Below are 16697 nucleotides of genomic sequence, written 5' to 3' on the forward strand. Positions count from 1 at the left end.
TAAATTTTCAGTCATATATTATGTATTCTATAGTCATTTGAAAAGAGGGGAGAGACATGCAAGGGGAAATACAAAAGGAGAAAAGTTTAGGTTATATTGGAAAATTATTATTACCAGTTAAAGTATCGACGCACTTTAAGTTTTTATGGATTGGACAATTACTCTCGGCCTTAGGTAGTTCGATAACTATGGTCATACTTCCAGTTGTTGTGTATTCATTAACTGGTTCAACAGTTGTAATGGGGATGACGATGGCAATGTGCATGCTACCTAATATTCTTGCTTTACCATTTGCAGGTTTAGTTGTAGACCGAATTGATCGGGTTAAATTAATGTTATTTACGGATATAATCCGCTGTATAGTAATGCTATTACTTGCATCGCTTATATTTATGGATTTATTAACAATTACGATTTTATATATTCTCGTTGCCATATATGGACTTATGGAAGGGATATTCCAACCAGCATATTCTGCTGTAAGGGCAAAAGTATTCGTCCCTGAAATTCGTAATGCAGCTAACGCACTCACTCAAATGAGTAATCAAGGTATACGATTAATTGGGCCAGCACTTGGTGGGTTAATCGTATCGGTTGCATCTGCAGGGATAGGTTTCGGACTAGATGCAGCAACGTACTTATTATCATTTTTATGTTTATTATTTTTAAAAGAAATTAAGTTTAAAAAAGTAAAGCCCATTGAAAAGAGTAAGCTTACTTACAAACAAGAGTTTATGGAAGGTGTTTTAGTTTTAAAAAGTCATCCGTGGCTGTGGATTACAATTTTAGTTTTTTCTTTTATAAATATTTGTTATGCCGGCATTATCGTCGTATTAATTCCATGGTTATTTAATGTTCATCATCATTTTGAAGCTTACGTGTATGGACTTGGCATGGCCTTTTCTGGTGGTGGGGCTGTAATTGCCGCATTAATATTTGGTGGGAAAGAGCGGTGGCATAAGAGAGGATTACTGGCTTATGGAGGTGTTTTAATGAGTGGCATTGCTTTATTAATTATGCCATTCATTTCTTGGGCACCCGCTTTAATATTCTTAATGGCAATTGAAGGATTTGGCATGATGATATTTGGACTCATTTGGGAAACGAGTTTACAGGAGCTTGTACCAGAAGAAGCATTCGGAAGAGTGGCAAGCCTTGATATGTTGGGTTCTTTTGCTTTATTGCCATTAGGGTATGTAGTTGTAGGCTGGTTAGCTACTGTCATAGGTGGCGAAATAACTATTATAACACTAGCTAGTTTAGTAATTTTAACAATTGGAATAGCATTGTCTGTACCGAGTATTCGTCGATTTAATTGATTATATGGGAAAAGAGGGCTAGACCTATATAGAAAATAACTTAGCATATAATCAACTAGTATTAATAAAACACCTTTGTAATGAAAAACTGTCCGTACATATTTGGCACAACAAAATTAGAAATCACAAAAGAAGTGACGGAAGCGATACAAGCAGGTTTCAAAAAAGAAGACTAAGCCCTAAAGAAATTAGGACTTAGTCTTCATTAAATACAAATGTTTGTTTCATTTTTTTACCTTCATTTACCGGATGGCCATTGTAAGAGAAATTCTTTTCTTCCCAAGTGATTACAACTTTAAAATTATGACTATTAAAGTCTAATGGGAATACCATGTAGTCAAAGCTTGTATGACTTTTAGAAATGTTTCCATTAGGTGTAGTAGGTTTAAAGGTAGCTTTAGAGGTAGGGTTGTTATCAAGTATTTCCACAGATACGTTTGATACATCATGACCGATGTTTTTTACGAGTAAACTATACGTATCAAATACACCTTGCTTTGGCTGGATTGCTTGCTTGTTTGAGTTATGAGATTTATCGATTTCGACATACCATTGTTTAGACTTTGACGCAATCGGTAGTGACTGAAATGTGTAAGCACTAGCTTGTATTGGTAGTGCTAAGCATAAAAGTGTAAAGAGAGTTAATATTTTTCGTTTCATTTTTTGAGTGCTCCCATTCTTTAATGGATTTACTTGTTATTATCTTCTTTTCACGAGTAAATATACCATATAATGTAAAGAGGCTATTGTGAGTAGTGGATCAATATCTTATTCACTACTCTTATAGCCGGCATAATTAAGTATGTAGTAAAAAAGAATAAATTTGTTTTTCTATACTTAGATTGCTGCCCTTTTTAAAAGGGCTATTTTTACGTTTTAATAAAAAGAATATACTAAGAGTTCAGTATAAATTATTTATTTTAATGTAGTTAAATGTGCTTGTATATGTGAAATTAGAGAAGGAAGCTGTGTAGAGGTGTTTCTACACAGTTTTTTAGGATATGAAAAAATTACCAAAAATATGTTAAAATAACATTGTCATACAACAAGGGGGATTTGTTTTATGGAAAATGGACATCTTGCTAAAGTAGACTTAACGAAAAAAATTGAATCAAAATCTAAGTACAATAAGAAATTAGAAAAATATCAAAGGCGCTTATTAGCATTACAGCAAATTTTGAAAGAAGAAAAAATCGCGGTTATGCTTGTTATGGAAGGATGGGATGCGGCTGGTAAAGGTGGGGCAATTAAGCGGGTGACGGAACACCTTGACCCGCGTGGGTTCCAAGTAAATCCAATTGGAGCGCCTGCACCTCATGAAAAACGTTACCATTATTTGCAACGTTTCTGGCGCAAAATTCCACAGTACGGGCAAATCACCATTTTTGATCGCTCATGGTACGGTCGTGTGTTAGTTGAGCGTGTTGAAGGATTTGCTACAAAGGAAGAGTGGATGAGAGCATATGATGAGATTAATGATTTTGAAAAACTACTAACAGATGACCATTACATAATAGGGAAGTTCTTCTACCATATAAGTAAAGAGGAACAGTTAAAGAGATTTAAAGATAGAGAGAAAAATCCTTTGAAAAGATGGAAAATTACAGACGAAGATTGGCGTAATCGTGAAAAATGGGATGAGTATGTTGAAGTAATGGAAGACATGTTTGAAAAAACAAGTAAGCCAAATGCAAAGTGGCATATTATTGAAAGTAACGATAAATTGTATGCTCGTGTGAAAACGTTAAAAATCATTATTTCATTCATTGAGGATTATTTCTTAGAACATGGTATAGAATTTCCTTCTTATTATTATGAAATGAAAGAGGATATTGAAGGTTTGCAAGATGTAGGTGTGAAAGAGTAAATAAGAAAATGGCCCTGTGAATTGGTGAAACCAAATTATGGGGCTTTTTTATTTAGAAATATTTTACAATTAACAGAATAAGGTATATAATCAATAATCATATTAATATTGTTAATATGATTATTGATTATATACTATGTGGGGGTTTTACTTTGAAGGGAAGAGATGTTGTTTTAGGTTTATTAATGGAAAAGGAATTGTCTGGTTACGATATTAAAATTGTGTTTGAAGACGTATTTACTCATTTTTTTGATGGAAGTTTTGGAATGATTTATCCAACGTTACGGCAATTGGAGAATGAAGGGAAAATAAAAAAAGAGGTTGTCATGCAAGAGGGAAAACCGAATAAGAAAATGTACTTTATTACAGGTGAGGGGCGTGAAGAATTTTATCAATACATGCAGACGCCTGTAGAGAAGGATGTTTTACGTTCGGATTTTTTAATGAGAATGTATTTTGGCAACTATAGTGATGATGTAACAATAAAAAAATGGATTAAAGATGAAATTGAAAGAAAAGAAGCGTACATTGCAGATCTTCGATTGAAATATGAAAAGTGGAGAGTAGGTATTACTTTCGTCGAAGAAATTTCACTAGATGTAGGTATTGCATCGTATAGTGCACAAGTGGAGACTTTGAAGAAAAAATTAGAAGAGTTAGAGGCGAAAGAAAACAATAAAACAGAAGAATGAAAAACGCATTCACAATAAATAAAGGGGTATATAAAGATGGAGCAATCAAAGGGTATTAAGATTGTCTTTTTAATGTGTCTAGGTATCTTTCTTTGTATGATTGATACGACAATTATGAATATAGCTTTACCGGCAATACAATCGAGTGTAAATACTTCATTAGAAAAGATGTCTTGGGTATTAAATGTTTATACAATGACGATTGCAGTACTTGCCATTCCGTTAGGGCGGATAGCTGATATCTTTGGAAAAGCAAAGATGTATATTCTTGGTCTGGTGATTTTTGGTGGTGGATCGGTACTTTGCGCTTTTGCTAATACAGGTGATTTTCTTATTTTTTCTCGTTTTATACAAAGTATTGGGGCAGCAATTTTATTTCCAACAAGTATGGTAATTGGTGTATCAGCTATGCCGTTAGCTAAAAGGCATGTTGCACTTGCAATTTTAGGAGTAACACAAGGATTGTCAGCTGCTATGGGGCCAGTAATAGGTGGAATTATTACGCAAAATTTAGGATGGAGATGGGTGTTCTTCGTTAATGTTCCGGTTTGTATAATAGGAATCGTGTTATGTTGCATCATGCTACAAATAAAAAATGAAGAACGTATTATCTCAAAAATAGATTGGATAGGACTACTATTAAGTAGCACAGCAATTTTTTCATTTACTCTCATATTAGTAAAAGGTAATACATGGGGATGGCAAAGTAATATTGCTTTGTCTTGTTATGCAATTAGCACTATTTCTCTTATTCTATTTATTTTAGTAGAACGAAAGATTCATAACCCAATGGTGAATTTAAAGTTATTTCAAGATCGAATGTTTGTCGGAGCGTCGATCGTTGTTATATTAAGTAATTTATTTTTAATTGGAGTTACTGTATTGCTTCCAACGTTCTTGACGAAACTACAAGGTCGAACGGAAATTGAAGCGGCTTTTTTAGTGACACCTATTTCAGCAATGATATTTTTTGTCTCACCAGTAGCAGCAACTTTAATTAAAAAACTCGGAAAAGTAACTATTATTTTGTCAGGATTTCTTGTTATGGGGCTTTCCTACTATTGGTTGCAAATGATTGATGTTCATTCAACAAATATAGAAATTATTATTCCATGTATGATATTAGGTGTCGGATATGGCTTAGTAGTGGGGCCAATTACAGTTTTAAGTGCGTCTTCGTTTGAAGGAGAATTATTAACTGCTTCTCAAAGTGTTGTATCAATGTTACGACAGGTTGGAATTGTATTGGCGGTCGCAATATTTGTCTCTAACTTAACTCATAATTTAAATGTAAATAAAGAAAAAGTATATCGTTATGCAGAAGAAAAGGTGCGGAATATTCATGTGAATAGTACTGAGCAAACTGAAATTTTACAAATGACTAAAGAAAAAATAGAGAATCAAAGTTTAGAGTCGAATATAAATAAGAAACAAAATACAATGACAATGGGATTAAGTAAAGAGAAAAAGGAAGAATTGATTCGCGACAAGACGGATGAAATATTAAGAAAAGTTCCAGTAGAATATAGGGATGTAAAAAGAGAAGAAGTTATGAGGCAAGTAACAAAAGAAGTTGAAAAACAAGAGGAAAGTATAAAGAAAGAGGTACTCACATTCTCGAATGATGTGAATCATTATGCCAAGAATCAGATGGCAATGAGTTTTACAGATTTATATAAAGCAAGTGTGCCAATTATTTTAATTTGTGCTTTCGTAAGTTTGTTGTTTTGGGAAGGAAGAGCTTTGAGTAAAAAGAGAAGGGGAAGGATAGTAGAAGAAGTGTAAAGGGAAACAGGCTGCTATTAGCCTGTTTTTTCATTGTTTTCTCCTTGCATATTGTGAATAGTAGTATTTTTAATATAGCATGGGATAAGTCGAGTATGATTAGAAAGTTTTTTAGAATGAAAGGGATGAATGGAAAATGCCATTGAATATGTAACGTTATACATAGTACATTAACAAGAGGGATTAATTTTAAAAGGAGGATGGGGAATTGCTAGATAAGGCAGGGGCTTTAATAGATAATCATGTGTACACAGACGAAGAGCAACAAAAACTATACAAACGAACGTTAATAATCGTCAGCATTTCACAAATGTTTGGCGGTGCAGGACTAGCTGCTGGTATTACAGTGGGAGCACTTCTTGCGCAGCAAATGCTTGGAACAGATGCATTTGCAGGATTACCAACTGCTATGTTTACATTGGGATCAGCATTAGCAGCTTTCATAGTAGGGAAGCTTTCGCAACGATATGGACGCCGGATAGGTCTTGCAACAGGGTTTATAGTAGGTGGATTTGGAGCAATTGGTGTTGTAATGGCAGCTTTAACGAATAGCATTATTCTTTTACTTATTTCTTTACTCATATATGGTGCCGGTACAGCCACGAATCTACAAGCTCGTTATGCAGGTACAGATTTAGCAGATAAGAAGCAGAGAGCAACGGCTGTTAGTATTACGATGGTAATGACGACTTTCGGTGCAGTTGCAGGACCAAATTTAGTAGGAGTAATGGGTAGTTTTGCGCATTCAATTGGAGTTCCTAAACTTGCAGGTCCGTTCATACTATCGGCAGCAGCATTTATACTGGCGGGTCTAGTTCTTTTTGTTATGCTTCGTCCAGATCCGTTAATTATTGCTAACATAATAGAAAGATATAAACAGGAACATACATATAAAGGGCAACCAATAACAGAAGAAGTGAAAGAAAATAAACGAGGTATTACAGTTGGAGCAATCGTAATGATACTTACGCAAATCGTGATGGTTGCGATTATGACGATGACGCCAGTTCATATGGGACACCACGGTCACGGTTTAAGTGCAGTAGGACTTGTGATAGGTTTTCATGTAGGTGCAATGTATCTTCCATCTCTCGTTACAGGAATGTTAATTGATAAAATTGGCCGAACTACAATGAGCATAGCTGGTGGAGTGATTTTACTTGCAGCGGGTGTCATAGCTGCGATAGCGCCAAGTGATTCTTTATTACTATTAATCGTTGCTCTGTCTTTACTTGGGCTAGGATGGAACCTCGGATTGATTAGTGGTACAGCACAAATCGTTGATTCCACAACACCGTCTACACGTGCTAAAACACAAGGAAAAATAGATGTTTTTATTGCGCTAGCTGGAGCTTCTGGTGGAGCGATGTCAGGTATGGTAGTAGCGAATTCAAGTTATGCGGCATTGTCATTGGCTGGAGGCGTGTTAGCGTTATTACTTATTCCTGTTGTGATATGGTCTCGAAAAGGGGCAAGAAATTAAATGAAAAAGAGGTTCTAGTTACTGACTAGAGCCTCTTTTTATACACTTAAATTAAATTCCACTCTACAATAAGTCCTAAATGTGTAAGACCACCACCGAATCCGTATAGTAAAAGTGTGTCTCCATTATTTAACTTCCCTTCTTTTATAGCTAAATCTAGAGCGAGTGGAATGGTGACTGAAGAGGTATTCCCCATATATTCCACGCTCGTTAATGTTTTTTGTATTGGAATTTGAGATTTTTCGCAAATAGATTCAATCATTCGTAAGTTAGCGCTGTGGGGTATGAACCAGTCTATATCATCTACTTGCATATTTGCGGTATGTATTAAATCTTTTATGCCTTTTGGCACTGTACGTGTTGCCCATTTATATACTTCTCTTCCATTTTGAACGATTTTTTCATTTGTTTGCAGTGGTGTGCCATTCATAGTAGTAGATAAGTTTGTTCTATATAGATGAATGCCGCCATCACCGTTTGTTCCCATGTGAGAAGCGATAAAGCTTGGGGTGTCTTCATCTCTTTCTAATAAAATAGCTCCAGCACCATCACCGAATAAAATACAGGTCGTTCTATCGGTATAATCAGTAACTTTAGATAATGTCTCTGTCGCTACGACAAGTATTTTTTCATGTGATCCAGAAGTGATTAAGCTATTACCGACGTGTAGTCCATATGTAAAACCAGCACAAGTTGCATTTAAATCAAAAGCTAGTGTATGAGGTATGTTGAAGTATTGTTGTATTTGGCAAGCAACACTAGGGAAAACGTAATCAGCAGTAGTAGTAGCGACAATGATACAGTCGACATCTTCTAAGTTTTTCTTATATGTTGTACATAAATTTTTAATTGCTTTAATGGCTAAGTTTGAGGAATATTCTTCTTCGCTAGCGATTCTTCTTTCCTTCATTCCTGTTCTTTGTACAATCCATTCATCATTCGTATGGACCATCTTTTCTAAATCGTTATTAGACAATATTTGATCTGGAACATAAGTACCAATTGCAGTAATACGAGATTTAGAATGCATAGGAACATCTCCTAATTTTTATTTTTACAACCTGATACTGATATCAGACTATGAAAATGTCAATATAGATTTTTGTTGTATTAAAACGATAATACTTAACTTACTATGAAGGAATTTGGCGAGTGCTGTAAAAATAATATACGAGAAGTTTCTAAAATTGATAATTGCTTTTGTTATTTTTATTGTGAGAAAAACTCGCAAAAAATGACGATTTTCTTTAGTGTGATATAGGTTGTTAAACCTTGTGAAAGCGAATTACTTATGCTACACTTTATGTAACTTAAAATGAACGGAGGGGCTTCCTTTGATCTTAATCAGATTACGTCTCAATACTTTGTGCCAATAATTGAATAGCGCTCAAAGGCTCTGTCTGTGTACAGAGTGAACGGGATTGGTCTGCCTATTTTAAAGGAACCCTTTATTAAGCTTATATGTGACAAAGAGGGAGGGACGAATACGCCCTCTTTTTGTTTTGCCTTTATAAATAGAATGGGATTGTATAGGTGAACGCTTATTGTGGATACGTATATGATCTTGGGACTTTTTGACTATAAAATAGGATGAAAGCATAGCTTTCTTCTATTTCTTTGGTGAACCCTTATCCGTTTACGAAAACACAGGCAGCGACCTGTGTTTTTTATTTTACGTAATCGAAATGGAGGAATAAATATATGGAAGAAGTATTACAAAGAGCAGTTTTAGTTGGAGTAAATGTAGGTAATGAAGATGATTTTGCATATTCGATGGAAGAGTTAACAAATCTTGCGGAAGCCTGTGATGTAGAGGTAATTGGGCAAGTAACGCAAAATTTACAACGAGTAAATCCATCGCATTATATCGGAAAAGGAAAGATTGAAGAAGTAGCAGCGTATGTACAAGAAATAGATGCGAATATGGTCATCTTTAATGATGAATTATCTCCTTCACAAATTCGAAATTTAGAAGAGGATTTAGATTGTAAGGTAATTGATCGTACCATTTTAATTTTAGATATTTTTGCGCAACGTGCGAAAACGAAAGAAGCACAGCTACAAGTAGAAGTAGCACACCTTCAGTACATGATGCCTCGTTTAATCGGTCTTCGTGAATCGTTAGGGAGACAGAGTGGCGGCGTTGGTACGAAAAATAAAGGTGTCGGTGAGAAGAAGTTAGAGTTAGACCGTCGTAAAATTGAAGAACAAATTTCAGTTTTGAATAAAGATTTAGAAGCGCTCGTTGCCCAGCGTCAAACGCAGCGAAAGCAACGTAAGAAAAATGAAATACCTGTTGTAGCATTAGTAGGTTATACGAATGCAGGAAAGTCAACGACGATGAATGCAATGCTTGAAATTTATAATGGTACAGAAGAAAAACAAGTATTTGAAAAAGATATGTTATTTGCGACGTTAGAAACATCTGTACGAAATATTGATTTGCCAGATAATAAATCATTTTTATTAACAGATACAGTTGGATTTGTAAGTAAATTACCACATCATCTTGTGAAGGCGTTCCGTTCAACGTTAGAAGAAGTAGCGGAAGCAGATTTACTTATTCACGTCGTAGATTACGCAAATCCAAATTATGAACAATTAATTGATATTACAAATGAAACGTTAAAGAAAATTGGAGTAGAAAATATTCCAACGATTTATGCTTATAACAAATCAGATATGGTGGATGTTGAAATTCCGAAAGTACAAGAAGACCGCGTGTATTTATCTGCGAAGAAACATGTTGGAATTGAAGAGCTTGTAGAAATGATTCGTTCCCATATTTATAAAGAATATACGAAATGTGAAATGTTAATTCCGTATGATCAAGGACAGGTAGTTTCGTATTTCAATAATCATGCGCACGTTTTATCAACGAGTTATGAAAATGAAGGTACGAAACTAGAAGTGGAATGTAAGACGAGCGATTACGAGAAGTATAAGCGTTTTGCAATTTAATGTAAGAGGCAACCCAGTTTGTGATTGGGTTGCCTTTTTCTATAATGTTTTACTGCTGAAAGTTACAAGGATGCAAGTCAATGATGGGAGTTAAGTTATATTTCTGGAAAAAGAAATGAAAGCAGTATAGAATAGAAATGTTTCAAAAGTCAGAATTTATTACACCTACTGTAATAAATATATATTTTGTACAGAAAGGAGCGATTCACATATGCAGGCAGTTTCACAAAAAAACACAGTAGAAACACCGACAATATATCGAATATTATTTGCGATTAGTTTCGGACATTTTTTAAATGATTCGATGCAAGCAGTTGTGCCGGCGTTGTTTCCTATTTTGGAAAAAACGATGAATTTATCCTATATGCAAGTAGGGTGGATTGCGTTTGCGTTAAATATGACGTCATCGATTATGCAACCGGTGTTTGGTATGTATTCAGATAAGAAGCCGTCACCATTTTTATTACCACTCGGTATGTTTTCAAGTATGCTTGGAATGATTGGACTCGCGTTTGCACCAAACTTTATTATTGTTATTATTTCTGTTTTATTTATTGGCTTAGGTTCCGCAGTCTTTCATCCAGAAGGCGCTCGTGTTGCGTATATGGCGGCAGGTGCAAAACGAGGGTTAGCGCAAGCGATTTATCAAGTTGGGGGAAACACGGGGAATTCTTTAGCTCCTATTTTTACAGCGCTAATTTTCGTTCCACTCGGTCAAATTGGTTCATTAGGTTTTACAGCATTTGCAGCAGTAGGAATTGCATTATTAATTTTCGTATCGAATTGGTACAAAAATGAATTAGCAACCGGCGCTGTAAGAAGGAAGAAGAGAGCTGCGCTTGAGGCGGAAAATGCAATTGTAAGTACACACATTAAATTTGTTATTATACTTCTTGTTTTTCTTACTTTTGTGCGCTCTTGGTACGGTGCCGGTATCGGGAATTTCTATCAATTTTACTTAATTGAGCATTATGGTTTATCTATAAAAAATGCCCAGTATTTCGTATTCGCATTTATGATTGCTGGTGTGTTAGGCACTTTCTTCGGGGGACCGTTAGCAGATCGATTTGGTAAGAAAAACATCATCGTATTTTCAATGTTAGGTTCAGCGCCACTTGCGCTGTTATTACCACATGTCTCACTTGTGTGGGTCGTACCTTTATTTTTATGTATCGGTTTTATTAGTTCAAGTAGTTTTAGTGTAATTGTTGTATACGCGCAAGAGCTTGTTCCGGGAAAAGTAGGGATGGTATCAGGTCTAATTGTAGGTCTTGCGTTCGGCCTTGGTGCTCTAGGCGCTGTAGTACTAGGAAAGTTAGCTGATATATATAGCCTTCAGTTCATTATGATATTATGTAGTTGTTTACCGTTAATTGGACTTACTTCATGGTTATTACCAAGTGATAAGAAAACGATAGAATAGGGGATGCACTATGAAATTATGTGAAAACGTAACAGAATTAATAGGAGATACACCTGTCGTCCGATTATCTAAATTTATTCCGGAAGACGCAGCGGACGTGTATGTGAAACTAGAAATGTTTAATCCATCACGTAGTGTGAAAGACCGTGCTGCTTATAATTTACTTCACGTTGCAGAAGAAAATGGTCTCATTAAACCAGGGGATACAATTATTGAACCGACAAGTGGGAATACAGGAATTGGTTTAGCGATGAACGCAGCAGCTAAAGGGTATAAAGCGATTTTAATTATGCCAGACAATATGTCAAAAGAGCGTATTAATTTATTGAAAGCATACGGGGCAGAAGTAGTTTTAACACCAGCAGAACAAAGAATGCCAGGAGCAATTGCGAAGGCATTAGAACTGCAAAAACAAATACCGAATAGTTTTATCCCGCAACAATTTGAAAATCCAGCTAATCCGAATATTCACCGTTATACGACTGCACTTGAAATTTACGAACAAATGGATGGAGAGCTTGATGCTTTTGTTGCAACGGCAGGAACAGGCGGAACGATTACAGGGACTGGTGAAACGTTAAAAGAGAAATTACCAAACTTATATATTGCAGTAGTGGAACCGAAAGGATCTCCCGTTTTATCAGGTGGTGTACCAGGTCCTCATAAACTAGTAGGAACAAGCCCAGGATTTATTCCGAAAAACTTAAATACAGAAGTGTATAACGAAATTATTCAAATTGCAGACGAAGAGGCTTTAACGACAATGAGAAATTTAGCTAGACAAGAAGGATTATTAGTTGGGCCATCTTCTGGAGCATCTGTTTACGCTGCAATTATGATAGCGAAACGTCTAGGCGTTGGTAAAAAAGTTTTATGTATTGCGCCTGATACAGGTGAACGTTATTTGAGTATGGGGTTATTTGAATAAAAAGGATAGAAACACCTTAATAGTGAATAGCTGCTATTAAGGTGTTTGTTTTATGGAATGAAGAGGGGGAGAAGAACAATGAAACTATTAAAACCAATACATGAATATAGTGAGCATATTACGGCGTATAGACAAGCGTTTTTACACTCAGGGGAACAACCACATGGAAGTAGTTCTTTACAAAACTTTGATTCTCTTGATAAATGGTTTGAAAAAGTGAGTAAACAAGAACTAGGAGAAAATTTACTAGCTAATCGAGTGCCATCTAGTCAGTTTTTAAGTTTTGAAAAAGGAGAACTTATAGGTTTTGTGAATATTAGACATAGATTAAATCCAGAATTATTACGGGAAAGCGGTCATATTGGATATAGTGTCCATCCAAATAAACGTCGCCACGGTTACGCTACGAAACAACTAAAGCTTGCATTAGCTGAAGCGCAAAAGTTAGGATTGCAGAAAGTATTAATAACTTGCGATAAATCCAATGTTGGTTCCGCTAAAACGATTCAAAAGGTTGGAGGTATGTTAGAAAATGAAGTAGTTTCTTCTCGTACTGGTGAAGTTATTCAGCGCTATTGGATAGAAATATGATTAAGTAGGAATTTGAAAAGGTAATGCAAGCTGTAATATCGAAATAGATAAATGAAATATAGGGGATTACTGCAATTTTAGGGGGAAATGAAATGGGATTAAAAGAGAAAGCGATAGAGATGTCAGAGATTTATAGGCAAAATCCAAAAGTAGAAGCCATTATTTTAGCGGGTTCAGTAGCTAGAAAGCTTGAAGATGAACATTCAGATATAGAATTACATATTTTATGGTCAACACCGCCGGAAGATGAGGATCGTAGGGCCCCTATTTATCATATTGATGGGAAAATATTATCGTATCATCCGTATGAGGAAGAAGAATGGTCGGAAACGTATTTAACGAAAGAGGGAATTAAATTAGAGATTAGTAACTTTTTAACAGAGACAGTAGAGAAAGTGATTTCGGATGTGGTGAATCAATATGATATAAGTTATGAAAAACAATGTATTGTATCATCCGTTCATGATGGTGTTAGTTTGTATGGAGAAGGGAAAGTGAATGAATTAAAAGAAAAAGTAGCGGCATATCCAGATGAACTAGTAAAACGGATGATTTCAGAAAATCTATGGTTAAGTAATCGTTGGCACAATCGAAAGGCGCTTTTAAAACGGAAAGATTGGCTTATGCTTTATGACGTTATTTGCGAAGTACAAAGGAACGTATTCGGTGTTTTATTTGGTTTGAATAAAATGTACGTACATCATCCAGCGTTTAAATGGATGCCTAATAATGTGGAACGAATGACTATTAAACCTGAAAAATTATATGAACGTATGGCGGACACATTAATAGGGAATCCAGAAAAAAGTGTGCAGGAGTTAGAGTTGCTAATAGAAGAAGTGTTGCAACAAGTTCATACATACGCGCCAGGAGTAAATGTGGATGAGCAAGAAAAATCTATTTTTTGTTTTGTGAAATAGAAAATAGTGATAAGGGGGAAGTTATGGGTTTTTTTAATAGGTTTTTTAAAAAAGTTGAAAAAGTAAATGAGCAAGAAGCTACTCTTCATGAATTAAGTGAAGAATTGTATGTTGAATCACCGGTAGAGGAAGCGACTAGTTACTGGGTATCAATGGCACAAAATATAATTGTTAATGCTGTAAAGGCGGCTGACAATGATGTGGAACGTGCCTTCGTATTATTGAACTTGAAGAAAGGTGAGGCCTCATTTGATATTTTTTATCAAATAAATGGGCAATTGTATTTCTGGGATCAGCTCGAAAATGAGACGATAAGAAATACAATTCAGAACGAGTTGTTACCGCAAGCTCCAGAAGTTTCAAATGCAGTAAATGAGCAATTTCGTGAAGCTGATCACCCTATAATTTCGTTCGCACAATTGCAGTTTGAATGGGAAACGAAAGCCTGGTTCTCACATATAATTTGGGAAGATAACCTTGCTGCTCAATTGCCCAAAACTCAAATTCTAAATGAATGGTTTCGTGTAATTAAAGAAGAAACGAAAAATAGACCACTGGATAGTGATGTGAAATTTTCTTGGTATCCATCAAACTCTTAAAAAATGAATACAGAGAGACAGGTTATGTTTCTAGATGATTTGTATTATTGAATAAGTATCAATAATACGTAATTCTTTTTCTATTGCCTATTAGAATTCGTTATGTACTAATCCACCTGTTTTCTAAACTAAAACTTACATTTTGAATTTTTAAATAGATTGTAATACATAAAAATTCAAAATATAAGTTGACACTATTTTTAATGTGTGATAAAAATGATAGTAATCAATTCGGAAAATAATATTTGGGCAATGAAAGGGTATAGTAGTGAATATCTCCCTATTTCAGAGAGCTGATGGTTGGTGTGAATCAGTATATAGATTATTCATGAAGTTCGTCCTGGAGCATCTTTCATAAATCTCACATTATGAGGAAATGAAAGACGGTAGTTTATACCGTTATCAAATAAAGTGGTGAAGATTTTTCACAACTAGGGTGGTACCGCGATATTTATCGTCCCTACGTATTTACGTAGGGACGTTTTTTATTTAGGGCCTAACTTTGGTGTGGCTTCATAACTAGGGTGGTACCGCGATATTTTATCGTCCCTACGTTTTTGCGTAGGGGCGTTTTTATTTAGGTGGTTTCTTAGTATTCTTCACAACTAGGGTGGTACCGCGATATTTTTGTCGTCCCTACGTATATTACGTAGGGACGTTTTTTATTATTAGGGAGGAAGTGAACGTATTAGAAAAGAGTATTGATAGAACAATATAAATACCGAATTGTAACAAAGAAAAAGAGACAGAGAGGAGATTAACAAATGAATTCACAGCAATGGACATCGAAATTAGGTTTCGTATTAGCTGCAGCAGGTTCAGCGATTGGTCTAGGGGCGATTTGGAAGTTCCCGTACATGGCCGGAATTGGAGGGGGCGGCGCGTTCTTCCTTATTTTCATCGGTTTCACATTATTAATTGGTTTACCACTATTATTAGCTGAATTCGTTATCGGAAGAAGTACACAAAAAGAGGCCGTTGATGCATATAGAGAAATCGCACCAAAAACATTATGGCCATGGTTAGGGAAATTAGGAATTGTAACTTGTTTCATACTACTTTCTTTCTACAGTGTTGTAGGAGGCTGGATTTTATTATACTTATGGAATGCAATTACAGGTAGACTATGGGAAGGAAATGGGGCATACGAAGCTACGTTTGGTGAAATCATTTCCAATCCATATTTAGCAGTTGGGTCACAGCTATTATTCATCCTAATTACTATTTTCATCGTAAGTAAAGGTGTACAAAATGGTGTTGAAAAAGTAAATAAATATTTCATGCCAGCATTATTCGTTTTATTCTTTGTTTTAATCGTTCGTGCACTTACGTTAGATGGTGCTGGAGAAGGAGTTCGTTTCTTCTTACAACCTGACTTCTCACATGTAACATCAGAAGTTATATTATACGCAATGGGGCAATCGTTCTTCTCATTATCTGTCGGGGTAGCCGTTATGGTAACGTATAGCTCATACTTACCGAAAGAAGAAAGCTTACCACGTTCAGCATTTTCTATCGTAGCCTTAACTCTTGTTATTACATTACTTGCAGGACTTGCAATTTTCCCAGTAGTGTTCGCATTTGGAATGGAACCATCTCAAGGACCTGGGCTATTATTTATCGTACTGCCAGCTATTTTCAGTAAAATGGCATTCGGAAAATTATTCTTCATCGTTTTCTTATTACTATTCTTCTTTGCTACTATTACATCAGCAATTTCGATGTTAGAAATTAGTGTTGCATCGTTAACATCAAAAGGTAAAGGGAAACGTGAAAAAATGGCCTTAATCGTAGGGTTATTAATCTTCGTTGTTGGGGTACCATCAGCATTATCATTCGGTATATTAAGTGATCTGAAGATTTTCGGGAAGACAGTCTTTGATTTAGCGGACTATGCAGTAAGTAACGTATTAATGCCACTTGGTGTATTATTAGTTTCTATCTTTGTTCCTTTAAAAATGAAGAAAGATGTATTAATGAAAGAGCTAGGTGTAAGTAAAAATAAAGGATACAAACTATTTGTGTTATGGTTATTCTTACTTCGCTTTATCGCACCAATTGCGATTATTATCGTATTCTTAAATGTACTTGGCATTATATAAATAGAAAGGTAGCGTATCATACAAAGA

14 protein-coding genes and 1 other annotated feature are annotated in these 16697 nt (G+C 35.4%); of the genes, 12 read left to right on the forward strand and 2 right to left on the reverse strand.

Annotation, left to right across the window (positions count from 1 at the left end; genetic code table 11):
• The first annotated feature begins 56 nt into the window (after window positions 1-56).
• Window positions 57-1319: an MFS transporter gene (locus tag NST86_RS09000; RefSeq protein WP_086424377.1), complete on the forward strand. Its 1263-nt coding sequence runs from the start codon at window positions 57-59 to the stop codon at window positions 1317-1319.
• Between the two features lie 195 nt (window positions 1320-1514).
• Here NST86_RS09000 and NST86_RS09005 read toward each other — a convergent pair whose 3' ends face one another.
• Window positions 1515-1979 (reverse strand): hypothetical protein, encoded by a 465-nt coding sequence (locus NST86_RS09005; RefSeq protein ID WP_016117566.1) that lies wholly within the window; start codon window positions 1977-1979, stop codon window positions 1515-1517.
• Between the two features lie 403 nt (window positions 1980-2382).
• On the opposite strand from NST86_RS09005, the gene NST86_RS09010 reads away from it, so the two are divergent.
• From NST86_RS09010 to NST86_RS09025, 4 genes are all read left to right on the forward strand, one after another.
• Window positions 2383-3186: a polyphosphate kinase 2 family protein gene (locus NST86_RS09010; RefSeq protein WP_000427322.1), complete on the forward strand. Its 804-nt coding sequence runs from the start codon at window positions 2383-2385 to the stop codon at window positions 3184-3186.
• 152 nt (window positions 3187-3338) lie between these two features.
• On the forward strand, window positions 3339-3878 hold the full coding sequence (locus tag NST86_RS09015) for a PadR family transcriptional regulator (protein WP_086424376.1): 540 nt from the start codon (window positions 3339-3341) through the stop codon (window positions 3876-3878).
• A gap of 36 nt (window positions 3879-3914) precedes the next feature.
• Entirely contained in the window at window positions 3915-5663 is a 1749-nt protein-coding gene (locus NST86_RS09020) for an MDR family MFS transporter (RefSeq protein WP_061664455.1), read from the forward strand.
• A 208-nt stretch (window positions 5664-5871) separates the two neighbouring features.
• Complete coding sequence (locus NST86_RS09025; protein ID WP_016117568.1) at window positions 5872-7146, forward strand: MFS transporter; 1275 nt, start codon at window positions 5872-5874, stop codon at window positions 7144-7146.
• Window positions 7147-7192: 46 nt separating this feature from the next.
• On the opposite strand, the gene NST86_RS09030 is transcribed toward NST86_RS09025, so the two are convergent.
• Window positions 7193-8176 carry a ketoacyl-ACP synthase III gene (locus tag NST86_RS09030; protein WP_016117569.1) on the reverse strand — a complete coding sequence of 328 codons (984 nt, stop codon included), beginning with the start codon at window positions 8174-8176 and terminating at the stop codon, window positions 7193-7195.
• A gap of 671 nt (window positions 8177-8847) precedes the next feature.
• On the opposite strand from NST86_RS09030, the gene hflX reads away from it, so the two are divergent.
• The 7 genes from hflX to NST86_RS09065 all read left to right on the forward strand — a co-directional run bounded on the left by hflX (window position 8848) and on the right by NST86_RS09065 (window position 16670).
• On the forward strand, window positions 8848-10107 hold the full coding sequence (hflX, locus tag NST86_RS09035; RefSeq protein ID WP_000393282.1) for a GTPase HflX: 1260 nt from the start codon (window positions 8848-8850) through the stop codon (window positions 10105-10107).
• Between the two features lie 211 nt (window positions 10108-10318).
• Window positions 10319-11530 (forward strand): MFS transporter, encoded by a 1212-nt coding sequence (locus tag NST86_RS09040; RefSeq protein WP_001149411.1) that lies wholly within the window; start codon window positions 10319-10321, stop codon window positions 11528-11530.
• 10 nt (window positions 11531-11540) lie between these two features.
• A complete protein-coding gene (gene cysK, locus NST86_RS09045; protein WP_000762273.1) occupies window positions 11541-12458 on the forward strand; it encodes a cysteine synthase A in 918 nt (305 codons plus the stop codon).
• Between the two features lie 78 nt (window positions 12459-12536).
• Window positions 12537-13049, forward strand: coding sequence for a GNAT family N-acetyltransferase (locus NST86_RS09050; protein ID WP_016117570.1), 513 nt, complete (start codon window positions 12537-12539; stop codon window positions 13047-13049).
• Window positions 13050-13141: 92 nt separating this feature from the next.
• Window positions 13142-13969, forward strand: coding sequence for a DUF4037 domain-containing protein (locus NST86_RS09055; RefSeq protein WP_016117571.1), 828 nt, complete (start codon window positions 13142-13144; stop codon window positions 13967-13969).
• Between the two features lie 23 nt (window positions 13970-13992).
• Window positions 13993-14568: a hypothetical protein gene (locus NST86_RS09060; protein WP_000505548.1), complete on the forward strand. Its 576-nt coding sequence runs from the start codon at window positions 13993-13995 to the stop codon at window positions 14566-14568.
• A 243-nt stretch (window positions 14569-14811) separates the two neighbouring features.
• Window positions 14812-15033: a binding site (T-box leader), on the forward strand.
• 299 nt (window positions 15034-15332) lie between these two features.
• Window positions 15333-16670 carry a sodium-dependent transporter gene (locus NST86_RS09065; protein ID WP_001088185.1) on the forward strand — a complete coding sequence of 446 codons (1338 nt, stop codon included), beginning with the start codon at window positions 15333-15335 and terminating at the stop codon, window positions 16668-16670.
• Window positions 16671-16697 lie beyond the last annotated feature (27 nt).

Source organism: Bacillus sp. FSL L8-0199 (assembly GCF_038005705.1).
Lineage (GTDB): Bacteria > Bacillota > Bacilli > Bacillales > Bacillaceae_G > Bacillus_A > Bacillus_A cereus.

Bases quoted from the DNA above. Each gene is read 5' to 3' on its own strand.
- NST86_RS09000 (WP_086424377.1), top strand. From the start codon at position 57: ATGCAAGGGGAAATACAAAAGGAGAAAAGTTTAGGTTATATTGGAAAA.
- NST86_RS09005 (WP_016117566.1), bottom strand. From the start codon at position 1,979: ATGAAACGAAAAATATTAACTCTCTTTACACTTTTATGCTTAGCACTA.
- NST86_RS09010 (WP_000427322.1), top strand. From the start codon at position 2,383: ATGGAAAATGGACATCTTGCTAAAGTAGACTTAACGAAAAAAATTGAA.
- NST86_RS09020 (WP_061664455.1), top strand. From the start codon at position 3,915: ATGGAGCAATCAAAGGGTATTAAGATTGTCTTTTTAATGTGTCTAGGT.
- NST86_RS09030 (WP_016117569.1), bottom strand. From the start codon at position 8,176: ATGCATTCTAAATCTCGTATTACTGCAATTGGTACTTATGTTCCAGAT.
- hflX (WP_000393282.1), top strand. From the start codon at position 8,848: ATGGAAGAAGTATTACAAAGAGCAGTTTTAGTTGGAGTAAATGTAGGT.
- NST86_RS09040 (WP_001149411.1), top strand. From the start codon at position 10,319: ATGCAGGCAGTTTCACAAAAAAACACAGTAGAAACACCGACAATATAT.
- cysK (WP_000762273.1), top strand. From the start codon at position 11,541: ATGAAATTATGTGAAAACGTAACAGAATTAATAGGAGATACACCTGTC.
- NST86_RS09050 (WP_016117570.1), top strand. From the start codon at position 12,537: ATGAAACTATTAAAACCAATACATGAATATAGTGAGCATATTACGGCG.
- NST86_RS09055 (WP_016117571.1), top strand. From the start codon at position 13,142: ATGGGATTAAAAGAGAAAGCGATAGAGATGTCAGAGATTTATAGGCAA.
- NST86_RS09060 (WP_000505548.1), top strand. From the start codon at position 13,993: ATGGGTTTTTTTAATAGGTTTTTTAAAAAAGTTGAAAAAGTAAATGAG.
- NST86_RS09065 (WP_001088185.1), top strand. From the start codon at position 15,333: ATGAATTCACAGCAATGGACATCGAAATTAGGTTTCGTATTAGCTGCA.